Annotated in this window: 15 protein-coding genes and 2 pseudogenes; 8 read left to right on the forward strand and 9 right to left on the reverse strand. The window is 39.5% G+C overall.

The genetic code is table 11. From position 1 onward, the window contains the following. Positions 1 to 264 precede the first annotated feature (264 nt). Complete coding sequence (locus ACOWPH_RS23445) at positions 265 to 948, forward strand: response regulator transcription factor (protein ID WP_015212519.1); 684 nt, start codon at positions 265 to 267, stop codon at positions 946 to 948. A 105-nt stretch (positions 949 to 1,053) separates the two neighbouring features. On the opposite strand, the gene ACOWPH_RS23450 is transcribed toward ACOWPH_RS23445, so the two are convergent. From ACOWPH_RS23450 to murC, 4 genes are all read right to left on the reverse strand, one after another. After that, on the reverse strand, positions 1,054 to 1,533 hold the full coding sequence (locus ACOWPH_RS23450; protein WP_015212520.1) for a low molecular weight protein-tyrosine-phosphatase: 480 nt from the start codon (positions 1,531 to 1,533) through the stop codon (positions 1,054 to 1,056). A gap of 46 nt (positions 1,534 to 1,579) precedes the next feature. Then, positions 1,580 to 1,930: a YbaB/EbfC family nucleoid-associated protein gene (locus ACOWPH_RS23455; RefSeq protein ID WP_015212521.1), complete on the reverse strand. Its 351-nt coding sequence runs from the start codon at positions 1,928 to 1,930 to the stop codon at positions 1,580 to 1,582. A gap of 128 nt (positions 1,931 to 2,058) precedes the next feature. Continuing rightward, complete coding sequence (gene murB / locus ACOWPH_RS23460) at positions 2,059 to 3,060, reverse strand: UDP-N-acetylmuramate dehydrogenase (RefSeq protein WP_015212522.1); 1,002 nt, start codon at positions 3,058 to 3,060, stop codon at positions 2,059 to 2,061. A gap of 127 nt (positions 3,061 to 3,187) precedes the next feature. Further along, on the reverse strand, positions 3,188 to 4,675 hold the full coding sequence (gene murC / locus ACOWPH_RS23465) for a UDP-N-acetylmuramate--L-alanine ligase (RefSeq protein ID WP_015212523.1): 1,488 nt from the start codon (positions 4,673 to 4,675) through the stop codon (positions 3,188 to 3,190). A gap of 470 nt (positions 4,676 to 5,145) precedes the next feature. On the opposite strand from murC, the gene nadD reads away from it, so the two are divergent. Then, entirely contained in the window at positions 5,146 to 5,826 is a 681-nt protein-coding gene (gene nadD, locus ACOWPH_RS23470) for a nicotinate (nicotinamide) nucleotide adenylyltransferase (RefSeq protein ID WP_015212525.1), read from the forward strand. A 116-nt stretch (positions 5,827 to 5,942) separates the two neighbouring features. After that, positions 5,943 to 6,956: a type I glyceraldehyde-3-phosphate dehydrogenase gene (locus ACOWPH_RS23475; protein ID WP_015212526.1), complete on the forward strand. Its 1,014-nt coding sequence runs from the start codon at positions 5,943 to 5,945 to the stop codon at positions 6,954 to 6,956. A gap of 149 nt (positions 6,957 to 7,105) precedes the next feature. Here the strand turns inward: ACOWPH_RS23475 and thiL are convergent, their stop codons facing one another. After that, a complete protein-coding gene (gene thiL / locus ACOWPH_RS23480) occupies positions 7,106 to 8,122 on the reverse strand; it encodes a thiamine-phosphate kinase (protein WP_015212527.1) in 1,017 nt (338 codons plus the stop codon). A gap of 61 nt (positions 8,123 to 8,183) precedes the next feature. Between thiL and ACOWPH_RS23485 the strand changes: the two are divergent. After that, positions 8,184 to 8,756, forward strand: a pseudogene (locus ACOWPH_RS23485) (Uma2 family endonuclease). A gap of 134 nt (positions 8,757 to 8,890) precedes the next feature. Here the strand turns inward: ACOWPH_RS23485 and ACOWPH_RS23490 are convergent. Beyond that, the gene (locus ACOWPH_RS23490; RefSeq protein WP_150110983.1) at positions 8,891 to 9,571 is read right to left on the reverse strand and encodes a hypothetical protein; all 681 of its coding nucleotides are present in this window, start codon (positions 9,569 to 9,571) and stop codon (positions 8,891 to 8,893) included. Beyond that, positions 9,568 to 10,497, reverse strand: a complete 930-nt coding sequence (locus ACOWPH_RS23495; protein ID WP_042464429.1) for a hypothetical protein — start codon at positions 10,495 to 10,497, stop codon at positions 9,568 to 9,570. Before ACOWPH_RS23495 ends, ACOWPH_RS23490 begins: the two co-directional genes overlap by 4 nt. A gap of 178 nt (positions 10,498 to 10,675) precedes the next feature. Here ACOWPH_RS23495 and ACOWPH_RS23500 point away from each other — a divergent pair, with 178 nt between their 5' ends. Further along, positions 10,676 to 11,311: a type I restriction endonuclease gene (locus ACOWPH_RS23500; RefSeq protein WP_015212528.1), complete on the forward strand. Its 636-nt coding sequence runs from the start codon at positions 10,676 to 10,678 to the stop codon at positions 11,309 to 11,311. Between the two features lie 108 nt (positions 11,312 to 11,419). Here ACOWPH_RS23500 and ACOWPH_RS23505 read toward each other — a convergent pair whose 3' ends face one another. Then, positions 11,420 to 12,526, reverse strand: coding sequence for a peptidylprolyl isomerase (locus ACOWPH_RS23505; RefSeq protein ID WP_015212529.1), 1,107 nt, complete (start codon positions 12,524 to 12,526; stop codon positions 11,420 to 11,422). 195 nt (positions 12,527 to 12,721) lie between these two features. Here ACOWPH_RS23505 and efp point away from each other — a divergent pair, with 195 nt between their 5' ends. From efp to ACOWPH_RS23520, 3 genes and pseudogenes are all read left to right on the forward strand, one after another. Next, positions 12,722 to 13,279: an elongation factor P gene (efp, locus tag ACOWPH_RS23510; RefSeq protein ID WP_015212530.1), complete on the forward strand. Its 558-nt coding sequence runs from the start codon at positions 12,722 to 12,724 to the stop codon at positions 13,277 to 13,279. A 198-nt stretch (positions 13,280 to 13,477) separates the two neighbouring features. Continuing rightward, the gene (accB, locus tag ACOWPH_RS23515) at positions 13,478 to 14,002 is read left to right on the forward strand and encodes an acetyl-CoA carboxylase biotin carboxyl carrier protein (protein ID WP_015212531.1); all 525 of its coding nucleotides are present in this window, start codon (positions 13,478 to 13,480) and stop codon (positions 14,000 to 14,002) included. 18 nt (positions 14,003 to 14,020) lie between these two features. Beyond that, positions 14,021 to 14,297 (forward strand): annotated as a pseudogene (locus ACOWPH_RS23520) (hypothetical protein); the annotation flags it as partial. Positions 14,298 to 14,359: 62 nt separating this feature from the next. Here ACOWPH_RS23520 and ACOWPH_RS23525 read toward each other — a convergent pair. Beyond that, complete coding sequence (locus tag ACOWPH_RS23525; RefSeq protein ID WP_015212532.1) at positions 14,360 to 14,974, reverse strand: GerMN domain-containing protein; 615 nt, start codon at positions 14,972 to 14,974, stop codon at positions 14,360 to 14,362. Positions 14,975 to 15,603: the final 629 nt, after the last annotated feature.

A 15,603-nucleotide genomic window follows, 5' to 3' on the forward strand; every position in this document is an offset into this window, starting at 1 on the left:
GCAATTACGGTATCTGCATCAGCGATTTGTTAAGAGTTATAAACTCTCTGGGGCTAATCAGTAAGAAAAGTCGAAGGTGTGTTAAATGTTATTAACACTTCCTAGGGATTTAAGATTTTCTTTATAAATCATCCCCTCAGGCAGACATTAGTAGGTAATCCTGTCATAGTATGAAACATAAGAACACTATTATTGCCAGTGTCTATTGATGGTGTTTATAGAAGCAAATTGCTGAGTAACAAAAATGCTAGGGGTGTATTGTCCATGCCCTTGAAGATCCTTGTAGTGGATGACGACCTGGGCACTCGTCTGTCTATTAGCGACTATCTTGAACTGTCTGGCTATGCGGTGATTATGGCTGATGACGGTCAAGAGGCTTTGGCTATGGTAGAAGAGAACCAGCCTGATTTAATTGTCACAGATATTGTCATGCCAAGGATGAACGGTTATGAACTAGTGCGTCGGGTGCGTAAACAATCAGAATTTAGATTATTACCTGTAATTTTGTTAACAGCTCGTACCAAAACCCAAGAAAGGATTCTCGGCTATCAATCAGGCTGTGATTTATATTTGCCTAAGCCTTTTGAACTAGAAGAGTTAGCTGCGGCTATTCGTAATTTATTAGAGCGATCGCAAATTATTCAATCAGAGTACCGCTTTTCTCATCAAGAAAACTTAGATGCTTCCCACTCGACAAAAACATTAGACAGCCATAATTCTCTGTCCACTCAAATTCATATATCCCCAGTACTTTCATCACTAACTGCCAGAGAACAGGAAGTTTTAGAACTATTGACCCATGGATTCTCTAATGCCGATATGGGACATCAACTGCACCTGAGTCCGCGAACAGTAGAAAAATATGTCAGCAGTTTATTAAGAAAAACATCAACCAGCAATCGAGCCGAACTGGTACGTTTTGCAATGAAGCATGGTCTAGTGGAATAGATTGCAGGAGAACAGGGGAAGATGAGGGAGATAGGGGAGGAATATTTATCTTTCTCCTGACTCCTGACTCCTGACTCCTGACTCCTGACTCCTGACTCCTATTTCCTAAACTTGTTGACTTTTAACATAGTCTAGTAGACCTTCACAAGCATCAATGAGCAGATCAATCACCTGATTAAATCCCTCAGTACCACCATAATAGGGGTCTGGAACTTCTTTAAGGGTGTGTCTAGAACAAAAATCACACATCAAGCGGACTTGATGATGATATTGCCCAGAAAGGTCAACAGCCAGGATATTTTCATAATTGTCTTTATCCATTGCCAGAATTAAATCAAACTCCTGAAAGTCTGATTTTGTAAACTGACGGGCTTGACCACGGAGTTTAATTCCCAACTTTGTCACCGCAGCAGCACTCATGCGTCGGTCAGGTGCTGATCCAATGTGATAACTAGAAGTACCAGCAGAATCGCAATAAATACTATTTCCCAAATCAGCCTGATCAACTAAAAGATTCATAATATTTTCAGCTGAGGGCGATCGGCAAATATTACCAAGGCAGACAAAAAGCAACTTGTAAGGCATAAAATTCCTTTGTCATTAGTCATAGCTAATGACTAATGACTAATGACTAAAATCCAGGTAATTCTAGTCCACTGGTCAATTCTTCCATGCTTTCCCGCATAGTAGCAGTGGACTTGTTGTAGGCATCTTTCATTGCCGCTGTTACCAGATCAGAAAGTACTTCGACTCCTTCTGCCAATGCCTCTGGGGCAATTTCCACCCGCTTAGGTTCTTGGTTGCCACTGACAATCACCTTAACCAAACCACCGCCCGATTCTCCTTGGATCTCCATTTTCTCCAATTGTTCCTGGAGAAGTTTGGCACCTTCCTGAACTTGCTGGGCTTTTTTGAAAGCGTCAGCCAGTTCTTTCATTTTTCCTAAACCAAAACCAAAGCCCTGTCCTTTTCCTGATGTCATAATTAATTTTTCACTTATGCTTTGAATAACAAATCAAATTCAATTATAGATGTGGCTGGTAATTGGTAATTGGTAATTGGTAATTGGGGATTGGTAATTTTCTTGTCCCAGTCCCCAATCCCTAATCCCTATAAACAAACAGGTTGAAACTCACCGATCATTTTTACCTCTGGTTCCAACCAAATTGACCAACGTTCTTGTACCTCACGTTGAATATGGCTAATCAGACAGAATATATCGCTGGCTTTAGCTCCACCACGATTAACGATAAAATTGGCATGAAGTAATGCTACTTGCGCTCCACCAATTTGATAGCCTTTTAAACCAGCTTGTTCAATCAACCACCCAGCAGAGTAAGGGTTAGGATTGCGGAACACACTACCACAACTGGGAAAATTGTAAGGTTGGGTACTAAGCCGATGCTTTTTGTGTTGCTTGGTAGTAGCTATAACTAGTGCTGGATCTGCACCTGGTTGAAGTTGAAAGGTAGCTTGGGTAACTATACGTTTGCCACCTTGCAATAATGAAGTCCGGTATTTATAGCCTAATTCAGCCGGGGTGAGAGTTTCTAAAGTCCCGTCGGGTGAGAGAACTTCGGCACTAACTAACATATCTTCAATACAGCTATTATGCGCTCCTGCGTTCATAACAACAGCACCGCCAACAGTTCCAGGAATACCAACAGCCCATTCTAAGCCTTGCCATCCTAAATCTGCTGCTTCCCATGCCAAACTAGGAATAGATTCCCCCGCAGCGACGGTTAATTGACCTGTTTGTTGGTCGAAATGCTTAGAACGGAAATGTCTAGTGGCAATAACTAAACCGGGTATACCTTGATCACTAACCAACAAATTAGAACCTGCGCCTAATATTGTTACTGGTAAAGCTAGTTCTTTTGCATACTTGATACTAGCTTGTAGTGCTTCTAAGTTGCGAGGAGCAACGTACAATTCAGCCCCTCCTCCAACTCTATAAGAAGTAAATGCTGATAAAGAAGCCTGGGACTTGATCACACAATCAGTGCCGGGTAAGTAAATTACATTACCATCGACAGAATTAATCGTTTCTTGTTTATTGGTAGTCAAAGCAGAAATCGTACAGACGTTTCCAACTGCCTGGGAGGTTGTCATCGTTGCTTTTATTGGTAATTTCTATTACTTTTTTTACCGATTGAATCCGGTAATAACATTTAACTAATGAACCTATTGCTAGATTGAGAATTGACTTACAAAACAAAACCTAGCAAGTCTGCTCTACTTATGATGTAGCCGTAACTGTAGCTGGTTCACGGAGAGTGGCAATGATTTCAGGAATTGCTTGATTTAAATTACCTGCACCCAAAAATAATGCCAAGTCACCCGGTCGCAGAGTTAACAACAAGGATTCGCACACTGAGGATAAGGTTGGTTGATAAATTACCTGCTGGTGATGTTTGGCAATTTCTGCGGCCAGTTGTTCACCACTAATCTGTCCTAAATCAGGTTCACCTGCACTGTAAATATCAGTCAGGACTACTACATCAGCATGGGTAAAGGATTCGGCAAATTCTTCTAAAAAAGTAAGTGTACGACTATAACGATGTGGTTGGAATATGGCAACTACTCTTTGCCCTGGTCTAGCCTGGAGACGTGCTGCGGCAAGAGTAGCACGAATCTCGCTGGGGTGATGGGCGTAGTCATCAATAAAGGTAATACCGGCTGCTTCCCCCCGGAATTCAAAGCGCCGTCTTGCACCTTCAAAAGTGGCAATGCCTTTGGCAATTTCACCAAATTCTAAACCTAGTAAGCGTCCCACCGCTACTGCGGCTAGAGCATTGCTAAGATTATGCCGACTCAAAAGTCGCAAATTCAAGACACCTATGGCTTTACCTTTTTCCCAAACTAGTGCAGTAGTACCATCAGCGCGGTAGTCAATGTTGGTAACGGTATAGTCAGCATTGGTATCTGGATGTAGACTATAACTAATTGTAGGTTTCAAGCTTTGTGCTAGGCGACCGAAGGTATCGCGCACTGTTTCACAATCAATGCTACCTATGAGGGTTTTGCAACCTTGAGCAAATTGTTGGAAAGTATCAATTACTTCTTCTAATGTTTCGTAGTGGTCGGGATGATCGAGTTCAATATTCGTGATAATCCCAATTTCTGGTGCGTGTTTCACCAAAGAACCATCTGATTCATCTGCTTCAGCTACCAAATACTGACTTGCGCCTAATCGAGCATTTCCTTCCCAAGCGTTGACTTCACCACCTACCAAAATTGTTGGGTCAAGACCAGCTTGCAGTAGCATATAACCAATCATGCTACTAGTGGTTGTTTTGCCGTGAGTTCCTGCCACAGCAATACTGTGGTAATCAGCAATCAAAGCCGCTAGGACATCTGAACGATGTAAAATTGGACAACCCAATTCTAGGGCTGCTTTGTATTCCAAATTACTGGTGTTGATAGCTGTTGAACAAATTACTTGGGGCAAAATTGTATGATCAACAAGTAATTGTTTTTGTGAATTTAATAATACTCCATTAGTTGATTCTTGGGGACGAAAGAATTCAAGATTGCTCGCTTCTTGTCTACTAAAAATGTGAGCGCCAAGAGATTCTAACTTGCGAGTAATTTGGTTAGGACGCAGGTCAGAACCAGAAACTGGTATTTGACGCTTTGCTAAAACATAGGCTAGGGCAGACATTCCTATGCCGCCAATTCCAATGAAATGAAATGGTCTACCGTTAAAATCTATAGAATTACTCATCTTTTGTTCCTCTGACACCACACCACACAATCATCACAAATGACACGCGTATCATAACAGGATTTTGATTTTTACAGATACGGCTTCTGTAAGATTTTCATAGCCGTATGAGGGATTGATTTTTTACTTTGTTTTACTTGTTCAAAAAGATATTACCCTCATGAGAGATTTTTATATTTCTGATATCTTCTTATGATTATTCTGAAAATTAAGACTACATCGGGAAAAAAATCTGGTAATGTTAAATACATATTATTGAGTATCGTACTGGAATTAGCTCCTGATTTGAAATTACCTCAAGGCTCAGGGGGAATTGACTACAATAGTACATTAGGCAGTGAAAAGATTATTCAACTGAATTCATATTGATTGCAGCAAGAATTCCCTGGACTCAAAGTATTAGTCCGGGTAGAAAGGTCGGTTGATCATTGTTATATGCCCCTAACACCATCCCCAAATCCCTAAACTTGATGCAGCGACTAGCAATTTTTGGTGGCACATTTGACCCAATTCATCGGGGACACCTGCTTGTAGCTGAAATAGCCCTGGCTCAATTACACCTAGAACAGGTGATTTGGGTGCCATCAAAAAATCCTCCTCATAAACAAGCGGCTTTGTTTGAGCATCGAGTAGCAATGCTGCAACTAGCTACGGCAAATAACCCAGCGTTTACCGTCTCATTAATTGAGAGAGAACGCTCTGGGACTTCTTATGCTATCAACACCCTGATTGATTTATCTACTTGCTATCCAAATACTAATTGGTACTGGATTATTGGTTTGGATGCTTTCCAAACTTTACCCCGTTGGTATCTTGGACACGAACTAGCACAAATGTGTGATTGGTTAATCGCACCCCGACTGCTAGGTGGTGAGACTATAGCTCAAAGTGAGTCAATCTGCAAGCAAGTGGAACAAGAACTGAAAGAACAAGCTGAAAAGTCAGTGCTGACACGGCACCTCGGACGAGCAGAGCGATCGCCCCAAGCGCATATCATTCACTGGCAATTACTGCATACACCTTTAGTAAGAGTTTCGTCAAGTATAATCCGAGAATTTTGTCGCGTCAGCCATTCAATTCATGGTTTAGTCCCGGAGTCTGTCAGCTATTACATCACTAACCACAACCTTTACTCCAACAATTCTGAATAAATTCTGTGTTTTTTTTTAGATTCGACACTTTATGGTTATAAACACTCCCCCCCTTTGCGATATGATTGGGGTCAACGATATCAACTTATAGGCATAAATACAGAGGGCAAGACACTGTGATTAGAGTTGCAATCAACGGTTTCGGGCGCATTGGACGGAACTTCGCACGCTGCTGGGTAGGTAGAGAAAATAGCCAAATTGAACTTGTCGCTATCAATGACACCTCTGACCCTAGAACCAATGCTCACCTGCTCAGATATGACTCGATGCTAGGGAAGTTACAAAATGCGGACATTACGGCCGATGATAATTCCATCACCGTTAACGGTCATACGATTAAGTGTGTATCTGATCGCAACCCAGATAACTTGCCCTGGAAAGAATGGGGAATTGATCTGATTATCGAATCAACAGGCGTTTTTACCAGCAAAGAAGGGGCCATGAGGCACGTCAATGCAGGTGCTAAAAAGGTTCTCATTACCGCGCCTGGTAAAAATGAGGATGGCACTTTTGTTATGGGTGTAAATCATCTTGATTATGACCACAACAAACACAACATCATCAGTAATGCCAGCTGTACCACTAACTGTTTGGCTCCTATTGCCAAGGTACTAAATGAAAAATTTGGTATCATCAAAGGCACGATGACCACTACGCACAGTTACACTGGTGACCAGCGGTTACTAGATGCTTCTCACCGTGATTTGCGTCGAGCTAGAGCGGCAGCCATCAACATTGTCCCTACTTCTACTGGTGCGGCTAAAGCAGTGGCTTTGGTACTTCCTGACCTCAAGGGTAAGTTAAATGGTTCAGCTTTGCGTGTACCTACCCCCAACGTTTCGATGGTGGATTTTGTGGTTCAGGTTGAGAAGCGCACTATTGCTGAAGAAGTTAACCAAGCTTTTAAAGATGCTTCTGAAGGTTCACTCAAAGGCATTTTAGGCTACAGTGAATTACTTTTAGTATCATCTGATTACCAAGGTGCTAATGAGTCTTCTATTGTTGATGCCAACTTAACTATCGTTATGGGCAATGACATGGTGAAAGTCATGGCATGGTATGACAATGAATGGGGTTACAGCCAACGAGTTCTAGACTTGGCTGAATTAGTAGCTGCGAAGTGGGTTTAATTTAAGTTGTCAGTTGTCTAAATACTAACGACTAATAACTATAGCGGTTCTCGGTTGAATGAGATACAAGAACCCCACCCCCAAACCCCTCCCCGCAAGCGATGAGGGGGCTATGATGTATTTCATTCAAGTGCATACCGCTATAATGACTAAAAATGTTGAAATCCCTGACTGAGACTCAGAACTTGGTCGGGGATTTTTTCGTTTTCATACTGCAAAATGACTGTTAAGCCTGGTGTAATTGAACCTATAATTGCTGCACCTGCGTCTAGCTGTTGGACTAATGTGAATGCTGGTTCTGGTGGTAAGCAGAGGACTAATTCAAAATCTTCGCCACCATACAAGGCATATTGTAAAATTCGCTCTGCTGTTACCCACTGGTTTAAAGTTGACAGCATGGGAATTCGTTTGTGTTCTATGATTGCACCTACTTTACTGGCGCGGCAGATTTGTAATACAGCATCTGCTAGACCGTCACTGCTATCCATACCGGCAACAGGAATAGGGCAGGAAGATTTTAGGATTTCCTGGAGAATAGGAAGGACATCTAAACGGGGGTTAGGACGCTGATGTGCTTTGATTAAAGCTGCCTTTTCTTCTGTTTTGAAACTTTGTGATATTTCGGGGTGTAAAAGTATTTCTAAGCCTGCACGGGAAGCTCCATGAATACCTGTAACGACGATCGCATCTCCTACCTGTGCAGAAGAACGACGGATGATAACACCGGGGTTAACTTGACCAAAGGCTGTAATTGCTAAAGTGGTGATGGGCGATCGCACAATGTCACCACCAACTATAGGCACATTATACTTTTGCAAGCATTCGGTCATGCCCTGATATAGTCTTTCCACCCAATCAACGCTGACATCTCCAGGTAAACCCAGTCCGACGGTGATACCCAAGGGGAAAGCGCCCATTGCTGCTAAATCTGATAAATTAGCCGTCGCAGCCCGCCAACCTGCATCTTCGGGGGAAGTGGTAACATTACTAAAATGCACACCATCAACGAGTATATCTGTTGTCACTACCAAAGATTGATTTGGCAAAGTTTCCAAAACAGCTGCATCATCACCAATTATATCTGGTGGACAAAAGCGTTGTAATCTTTCTAAAAGGCCTTGTTCGCCAATATCTCGAACTCGCAGAGAAGATAAATCACTATTCATAATTAAATTTACGCATTACTTTACAGACTAGAATAAAAGTATCATCTAGGAGGATGTTGAGATGGTAACAACATTAGTCAAAGACCTTACCTTTGAGGAATACTTAAATTATGACGATGGTACTGATTTTAAGTATGAATTGGTAAATGGTAAGTTGGAATTGATGAACCCACCAAAAATTGAACATTTTTTGATTGTCAAATTTCTCTAAAAAATGCTAGATCAAGAAATTCAGCGTTTGATTTTACCTTGGTTATGTTTTCGAGAAACTGGAGTCAGAACAGGTAACAAGAAATCTCGTTTAACTGATTTATCTGTGGTGACGTTGGAACAAGCAAAAGAATTGATCAACTCATCCGCAGTATTTCAGTCACCACCATTATTAACTGTAGAAGTAGTAAGCCCAGAGTCAGTAAAAAGAGATTATCGTCAGAAGCGTTCTGAATATGCGGCTTTGGAAGTTCCTGAATATTGGATTGTAGATCCTTTAGAATCTAAGATTTCTGTTTTGCTTTTGGAAGATGGACTTTATGAAGAAACAATTTTTACTGCGAATCAAAAAATTATATCGCAGACTTTTCCAGAATTGAATATTACCGTTGAGCAGGTTTTCAATGCAGGTAATTTGGTATAAATGGTAGGTTAGGTTGTGGTAGAGGAAATTTTGATATTTATGATGCGACTAACGTACACTACAAACTAATATTTTATAGCTGCTGCATATATACTAATATGACACTAGTATGACGATTAGGTTTTAAATAACTATTAAAAAGCATCAAAAAAAGTAATAATATTAATATTCTTAATGTTGGGTAGATGCAAGTTTTGAATTTTTATTATTAACTTAGTGCATTTATCTTCTCTAATTTTCTCTTGTTTATATGAAGCTATCATTTGATAAATTCCCTTGATTACAACTGCATTATCTTGATTTATAACTTCAGATAAATAATCAAAAAAGGTATCTTCGAGACAATTTATGTCAATATATTTAACTATGTCATGAAGATCATAAAAATTTAAGACTTTTTCTTCTAAAATTGTTTTATTTTCTCTTTCTTTAAAAGAATTTTCGTTATTTTTCTTATTTTTATAGAAAATAGCATATTTTATTTTTAAAATATCACTTGTTGTATATGTACCGGATTTAACTTTTTCGAGAGTTGCCAAGATTTTTTTATCAGTTGTATTAACGTAGGGATAAGCTAAAAAAAAACAATTACAAACATAGTATAAATCTAATAGCAGAAGACTAGCAATATGCTGATATTGCTGAGTTTCAATTATTTTACCATGTGCAACTTTATTTCTCAGAACAGGAAATTTAAATTTAAAATATTCTAAGTCCCAAGAATAAGTGTTAAATGATTTAAATTCAGCATCAAAAAAGTCTGGATTTTCCTGATAAATCTTATCTAGCTTTTCACCAATACTAAATTTTCTCATTTCTGTATCAGTAATTCCAAACAATAATCATGGAATATACCCTCTATTTGCAGTGCTACTAAATTAACAAATAAAGCATAATACTTTATTTCGTTTAATTGATAAAAATTTAACGCTGGTATAAGAATAATTTCACGCATTTTTAGACAAGTGTTTTCTGTAATCATTTGTCTTAAATCGTCTATAATATTACAATCAATTATGTATTTTTGTACGGAACTAAAAAAATCAGGGACGTTATTTTTATATAAGTTTTCTAAGTTATTAATTTCTTGATCAATTTTATGTTTATGAAGACCATTAATTAAGAATAAGAATTTAATTTTGATTTCTGAAAAATTATCTACATTATATCTTCCGGGACAACACCTGTAGTTGTAAGGCTTTAGTCTAGATAAAATCACCCAAGGCTTAATATATTTTTCAGGTTCACTACTAACAGTATTAATTTCTTCTTTTGCTTTAGTGTTGATACTTTTAAAGTGTTCAACCATTTGTTTTTCATAATCATCTTTTTTTGTATCAATTTGTTCTAGTTTTAATTGACAATTGTTAATATTATTGGCAATCTCCTGTAAATCAATCTGTGCTATTTCCCTAACATAAGCAAAGTAATTACATGGCTCTATTTTTTCTAAACGGAGCTGATATTCACAAAAATAAGCATAAAAATTTTGTTCTTCTGTAGTCATATTTCGCAAATCGACTTTATTATTAGAGTTGTCTGATTTAATCAACTCATCTCGAATTTCCTCAAATGTGAATTGAGAGAAAATATCAATATTGTCATTATTTATAAACTTAATCCATAAAGTTATTATATCTTTGAAAGAATAATTAAAGAACTGATTGTCTAGAGACATTCGTATTTTAAAGTCTCGCAATTCCTTCCCAGTTGGATTTATTTTTAAACAAAATTTTTCCATTTTTTAAACATTTTACCCTATTCAATATACTTCATATCTTAACATTCGTGCGATTAATTTGTCAAATTTGAAATTAACATAAAATTGCCTTTATAATAAGCATAGAATCAATGGATTAACTATTTTTTCAACCCACTTCTTGCACTTTCTCCAGCAACCAGAACTAAGGTAACAGCACATGGTTTCTAGCGTTGGAATTACAGACACCATTAAAAGCTTGAATGATTTACAAACTCGTTGTAACTTACATCAAGCAGAAGATGAAAATTTTTTTAATGAATGGTTCACAGATTTACCCGAACTTAACCCACAAGAACAAGCGGGTGTTATTCGCATCAAACAACGTTATGATTATCATCGCATTGATAGTCTATTATTAGAAGGGACAATTAATCTTTTAGTGGTTTCGCCACTTTTGGAACTGGCAGGTTTTCTAGATTCACCTTACCGAATTCGCTCACCTTATGGCATCAATTTAGAAATTGAAGAACCAGAAGAAACAATTCGCGGTTTTATTGATATCTTAGTTGTACAAGAAAAACTTTGGATTTTTGTAGTTGAATCTAAACGAAATAGCATTCCAGTTGCTGCAGCAATACCTCAGTTATTAGCTTATATGTTAACTACTTACCAACCTGATAAACCTGTATTTGGTATGGCTACTAATGGTGACGAATTTATATTTCTCAAGTTAACTCTCACAGATACACCCAAATACGACGTATCACGCACATTTTCCCTATTTCCCCGACGACATGAATTAGCAGAAGTTTTGCAAATTCTTAAGAGATTAGGACAAGCTGTGGTTGTTTAATTTATCTGCATTTTAAAACAATTTTTAGGTAAATTAATGTTTGGGAATTTAGGTTTGGTTTGTAGTTGGCACTTTAGCGCTAAAGCACCAACTATGAACAATAATTAATTATGCTGCTTCTGGCTGAACTAAATTTTCTATGCCCTGAACAACGGTTACAGATTCAATTTTGTCATCTGCGTTCAGTTTATCTAAAATTTCTTTACCTTCTATCAGATAGCCAAACACAGTATAGCGACCATCTAAAAGATTGCGTCCTGCGGGGGTAAGTTCTGGTTCAAAAAGGAAGAAGAAAATTTGAGAAGAAGCACCATTTACGTCACCTTCAGGACGTGCCATTGCTAATGCACCAAAGGAAGAAAATGGTAATACTGGCATATCAAGATAACGTCCAGCATCTTCGAGAGTAATGCCGTAGGTTGGTTCTTTTTCGCCTTCAACTAAAATTTCTAAAGGAATAGCTCGATATTTGCCAGTTTTTGGGTCAATAAAACCGACTTCTTTGCCGACTGGATCTCCAGTTTGTAGTACATAAGATTCTTCTGAACGAGTGAATTCTAAACCGTTATAAAAACCCCGTTGTACCAAATCGACAAAATTACCAGCAGTAACAGGGGCGCTATAACCATCTACAACCACGGTAAGGTTGCCTTTGTTAGTTTTGAAGGCGATGGTAGCACGACCTTTGAGTTGAGGTAAATTACTGTACTCAGCAGGGACTTCAAAGGGGAATTCCTTCACCATTGACTCTTCCAGCAAGCTAACTAGGTTGAGTAATTTGGCTCTTCCTTCCAGAACAGGGTCTTTCTGTTTGGTTTTGACTACTGCTTGCAGTTCTGTCACACCAGATTTTAACTCAGTAATCCAAGCTTCTGCTTGGGGTTGGCGTTCTTCGGGAACGCTTGCTAAGATTTGGGAAGGTTTGTCGAGAATCCGTGATGCTTGCTTGAGGTCGTTAGCGATCGCACCCCACCGCTTATTTGCTCGCAGTTGGTTAGAAATATCCTCTAAACTAGCTTGCAGTTTGCGTACTGGTTTGTTATCAATTGGGAGTGCATACCTTAACAAAGCTTTGCCGTCGGTAATCGCATTCCCCGCTGGTAGGGCAGCGTAACTAGAGGGAGTCCACCCGGCTGTGCTTAGACCTAAAAGTATTGTTACCAGCAGTATTGCCTTTAGGCTGTGTTTCAGCCAGGACTTTATGAATTTAAACATGGAATTTCTCAAATGCAGCATCAAATTTTTGACTGGAAGTAACACATCAATTATCTTCCCACAGTAACAGTCCTGAGTACTGAGTACTGATTTTTGAGTGCTGAGTCCTGAAGCTAAAGACGAATAACAACTGACAAATTACGACCCTTGAAGGGTACAATAAATGCCGATTGTCTTCCAAAAATTGAAAGTTTCATGATCTCTAGTAACGACTTTCGACCCGGTGTCTCAATTGTCCTAGACGGTTCCGTATGGCGAGTAATAGATTTCCTTCACGTGAAACCGGGCAAAGGTTCTGCCTTTGTGCGAACAACACTAAGAAATGTCCAGAGTGGGAAAGTACTCGAAAAAACTTTCCGGGCTGGGGAATCTTTGCCACAAGCTACTCTGGAAAAAATTACGATGCAGCATACCTATAAAGAAGGCGAAGAGTTGGTCTTTATGGATATGGAAACCTACGAAGAAGGCAGATTGACCGTAGCAGAAATTGGCGATCGCGTAAAATACCTCAAAGAAGGTATGGAAGTCAACGTTATTCGTTGGGGCGAACAAGTGCTAGAAGTAGAACTGCCTAATTCTGTAGTTCTGGAAATTGTCCAAACAGATCCTGGTGTTAAAGGTGATACTGCCACAGGTGGCACTAAGCCTGCAATTGTCGAAACTGGTGCAACTGTAATGGTTCCCTTGTTTATTACTCAAGGAGAACGGATTAAAATTGATACCAGGGAAGATAAATACTTGGGCAGGGAATAATTTTTATCTCTCCTGAAACCAAGTTGGGATAATGATTGGGTTATGGGTAATAATTTTGCAATTACAATCCAAAATCCAAAATCCAAAATCCAAAATCCAAAATTGGTCATACCGATTTCAATCCCTTGTTTATATAGGGATTAAATCCCTGCCACACTTAAGATTTTCGTTTATGGTTAGGTCGAGGTAAAAAAAACTGTGCCATTAGACTTTAATGAAATCCGCCAACTACTGGCAACTATTGCACAAACGGATATTGCCGAAGTAACGCTCAAAAGCGATGACTTTGAGCTAACAGTACGGAAAGGTGTCAGCAATCATATCCTATCCGTAGGTCAAGCGACCTTAGGCGGTGTGGTAGGTTCAGGATTGACATCAGTTAACCAAACAGCACCCACAACCTTACCAGAAGCCGCGACAAGTCGTGATAATTCTGTGGCTGGGGTGCAATCACCATTGTCAGTGAATACGCCCTCCGCCAGATTGGTAGAAGTGCAGTCCCCAATGGTGGGAACATTTTACCGCGCACCTGCCCCTGGTGAAGCGGCATTTGTGGAAGTAGGCGATCGCGTCCGTAGCGGTCAATCAGTCTGTATCATCGAAGCCATGAAGCTGATGAACGAAATTGAAGCCGAAGTCTCTGGACAGGTGATGGAAATTTTGGTACAGAATGGTGAAGCAGTTGAATATGGTCAACCTTTGATGCGAATTAACCCTGATTAAGTATTAATCTATAATGGGGCAACACAAACGTCTCAGGCAAACGTATCAAAGCACCTGAAAGTAATGTGGCAAGCGGGAATCCTTAGCCGCCGCAGTGAAGGAACTTGCGCTTACTACCGGGTAGAAGACGAAATGATTTTTGATTTGTGTAACCGGGTTTGCCATGCCTGCGGCGTACCCATCTGGGGAAGCAAGCGTTCGATTGAGTTCACGCCGAAGTCCACGCCGCAGGCATCGCTCGGACACCAGGCTAAAACAGCAAGCCCGCAGTTTCAGGGTACTAAATAAAAGTTAGTCATTGGTCATTGGTCATTAGTTTATTTTTTGCTAAATCGACCACTGACCATTGATTATTTGCTAAAGCGGATAATTTTGGTTAAAGCTTTTACGAGTTAGTGGCTGTTCTATTTCCACACCTTCACCACCTAAAACTTCCAAAGGCTTGCCATTTACCTCAATAAACACCTTGGCATCAGGATTTAAAGTTGTCGCAGTATAGACAACCTGACCGACACGACCCATCATTGAAGTACTACCACCACCACTGGTAAAATCTTCTGATAAATTCACATGGACTTCATTATTTTCCACTTTCATTCCCAACAATTGAGTTCCTTGAGGAATAGTTGTAGAATCTGTACCTTCCGTTGGCCCCACTAATAAAGCTTGGAAAGCCTTTTCTAAAGCTTGGTTTGGTTGTGCAGCCGCAATTTTGAGAGGTTGCGGAACCAACTCCACACCTGTTTCTTTAGATCTGAGCCAATATATACTAGCAGTCTGTTCATTACCTGGCTGCGTAGTCAATGGCTGTTGTGGCTGTCTGATGCTTTGAGAGGGGTTTACTGGCGTAGGAGTATTAGGAGTTTGAGAAGTAATCCAAGCTACACCACCACTTACTGCCACAACCGCAGCTGAGACCGCTGCTATTACACCTGAAGAAATATTACGGTTAGTTCTTTGTTGGTCATTCATATATAAAACCTGCTTAACAGAGGGCTGAAATAGTGTTTGTAAGAGGAGCAGCCTGGTTAAAGACGATGGGGATGCGTGGAGGTTTCTTAAAATCAATAGATGCCTGAATTTGCCAGAATACTGCTGTTTGTAATTCTGCCTATCTCAATACCAATTTTGGACTTAGGACTTTAGATTATAAATCCTCTTGATTAGGCTATTTCAGCAATTTGGAATCTTGCACCCATAGTAACTTTATCTCATCTTTAATTTTAGGTTCACACTCCCAGTCCGTCACCAGAACCTTGATGTAAATATAATCGTTTCTTGAAATACGGATATTAAGAGAGTATACAGGAATATATTTAATACTCTGCATCCTCATTAATGGTGAAATTAAAGATCCATAGGTATGAATTGTCTACACATCTGTCTACCCTGGCTAAAAACTTGAATCTACTCCCTTAATATATTAAACAAGTCCTCAAAAGGAATTTCCTGAAATCGTAGCAATTAGGATAAAAAACAGACATACTTCTCCATGCGAATTTCAGGGCTAATACCTAAAGTCTGCTGGAGTAGACCAAGAATTTAGGGGAATATTTAGTCATCTGTAGACAGGGTTATTTCATTCTAGATTTCAGCAACTA

Source organism: Anabaena sp. PCC 7938, assembly GCF_049315035.1.
GTDB classification, from domain to species: domain Bacteria; phylum Cyanobacteriota; class Cyanobacteriia; order Cyanobacteriales; family Nostocaceae; genus Anabaena; species Anabaena cylindrica.

Coding starts and splice junctions, on each gene's coding strand:
- ACOWPH_RS23445 (WP_015212519.1), top strand. CDS start 265: ATGCCCTTGAAGATCCTTGTAGTGGATGACGACCTGGGCACTCGTCTG.
- ACOWPH_RS23450 (WP_015212520.1), bottom strand. CDS start 1,533: ATGCCTTACAAGTTGCTTTTTGTCTGCCTTGGTAATATTTGCCGATCG.
- ACOWPH_RS23455 (WP_015212521.1), bottom strand. CDS start 1,930: ATGACATCAGGAAAAGGACAGGGCTTTGGTTTTGGTTTAGGAAAAATG.
- murB (WP_015212522.1), bottom strand. CDS start 3,060: ATGACAACCTCCCAGGCAGTTGGAAACGTCTGTACGATTTCTGCTTTG.
- murC (WP_015212523.1), bottom strand. CDS start 4,675: ATGAGTAATTCTATAGATTTTAACGGTAGACCATTTCATTTCATTGGA.
- nadD (WP_015212525.1), top strand. CDS start 5,146: ATGCAGCGACTAGCAATTTTTGGTGGCACATTTGACCCAATTCATCGG.
- thiL (WP_015212527.1), bottom strand. CDS start 8,122: ATGAATAGTGATTTATCTTCTCTGCGAGTTCGAGATATTGGCGAACAA.
- ACOWPH_RS23490 (WP_150110983.1), bottom strand. CDS start 9,571: ATGAGAAAATTTAGTATTGGTGAAAAGCTAGATAAGATTTATCAGGAA.
- ACOWPH_RS23495 (WP_042464429.1), bottom strand. CDS start 10,497: ATGGAAAAATTTTGTTTAAAAATAAATCCAACTGGGAAGGAATTGCGA.
- ACOWPH_RS23500 (WP_015212528.1), top strand. CDS start 10,676: ATGGTTTCTAGCGTTGGAATTACAGACACCATTAAAAGCTTGAATGAT.
- ACOWPH_RS23505 (WP_015212529.1), bottom strand. CDS start 12,526: ATGTTTAAATTCATAAAGTCCTGGCTGAAACACAGCCTAAAGGCAATA.
- efp (WP_015212530.1), top strand. CDS start 12,722: ATGATCTCTAGTAACGACTTTCGACCCGGTGTCTCAATTGTCCTAGAC.
- ACOWPH_RS23525 (WP_015212532.1), bottom strand. CDS start 14,974: ATGAATGACCAACAAAGAACTAACCGTAATATTTCTTCAGGTGTAATA.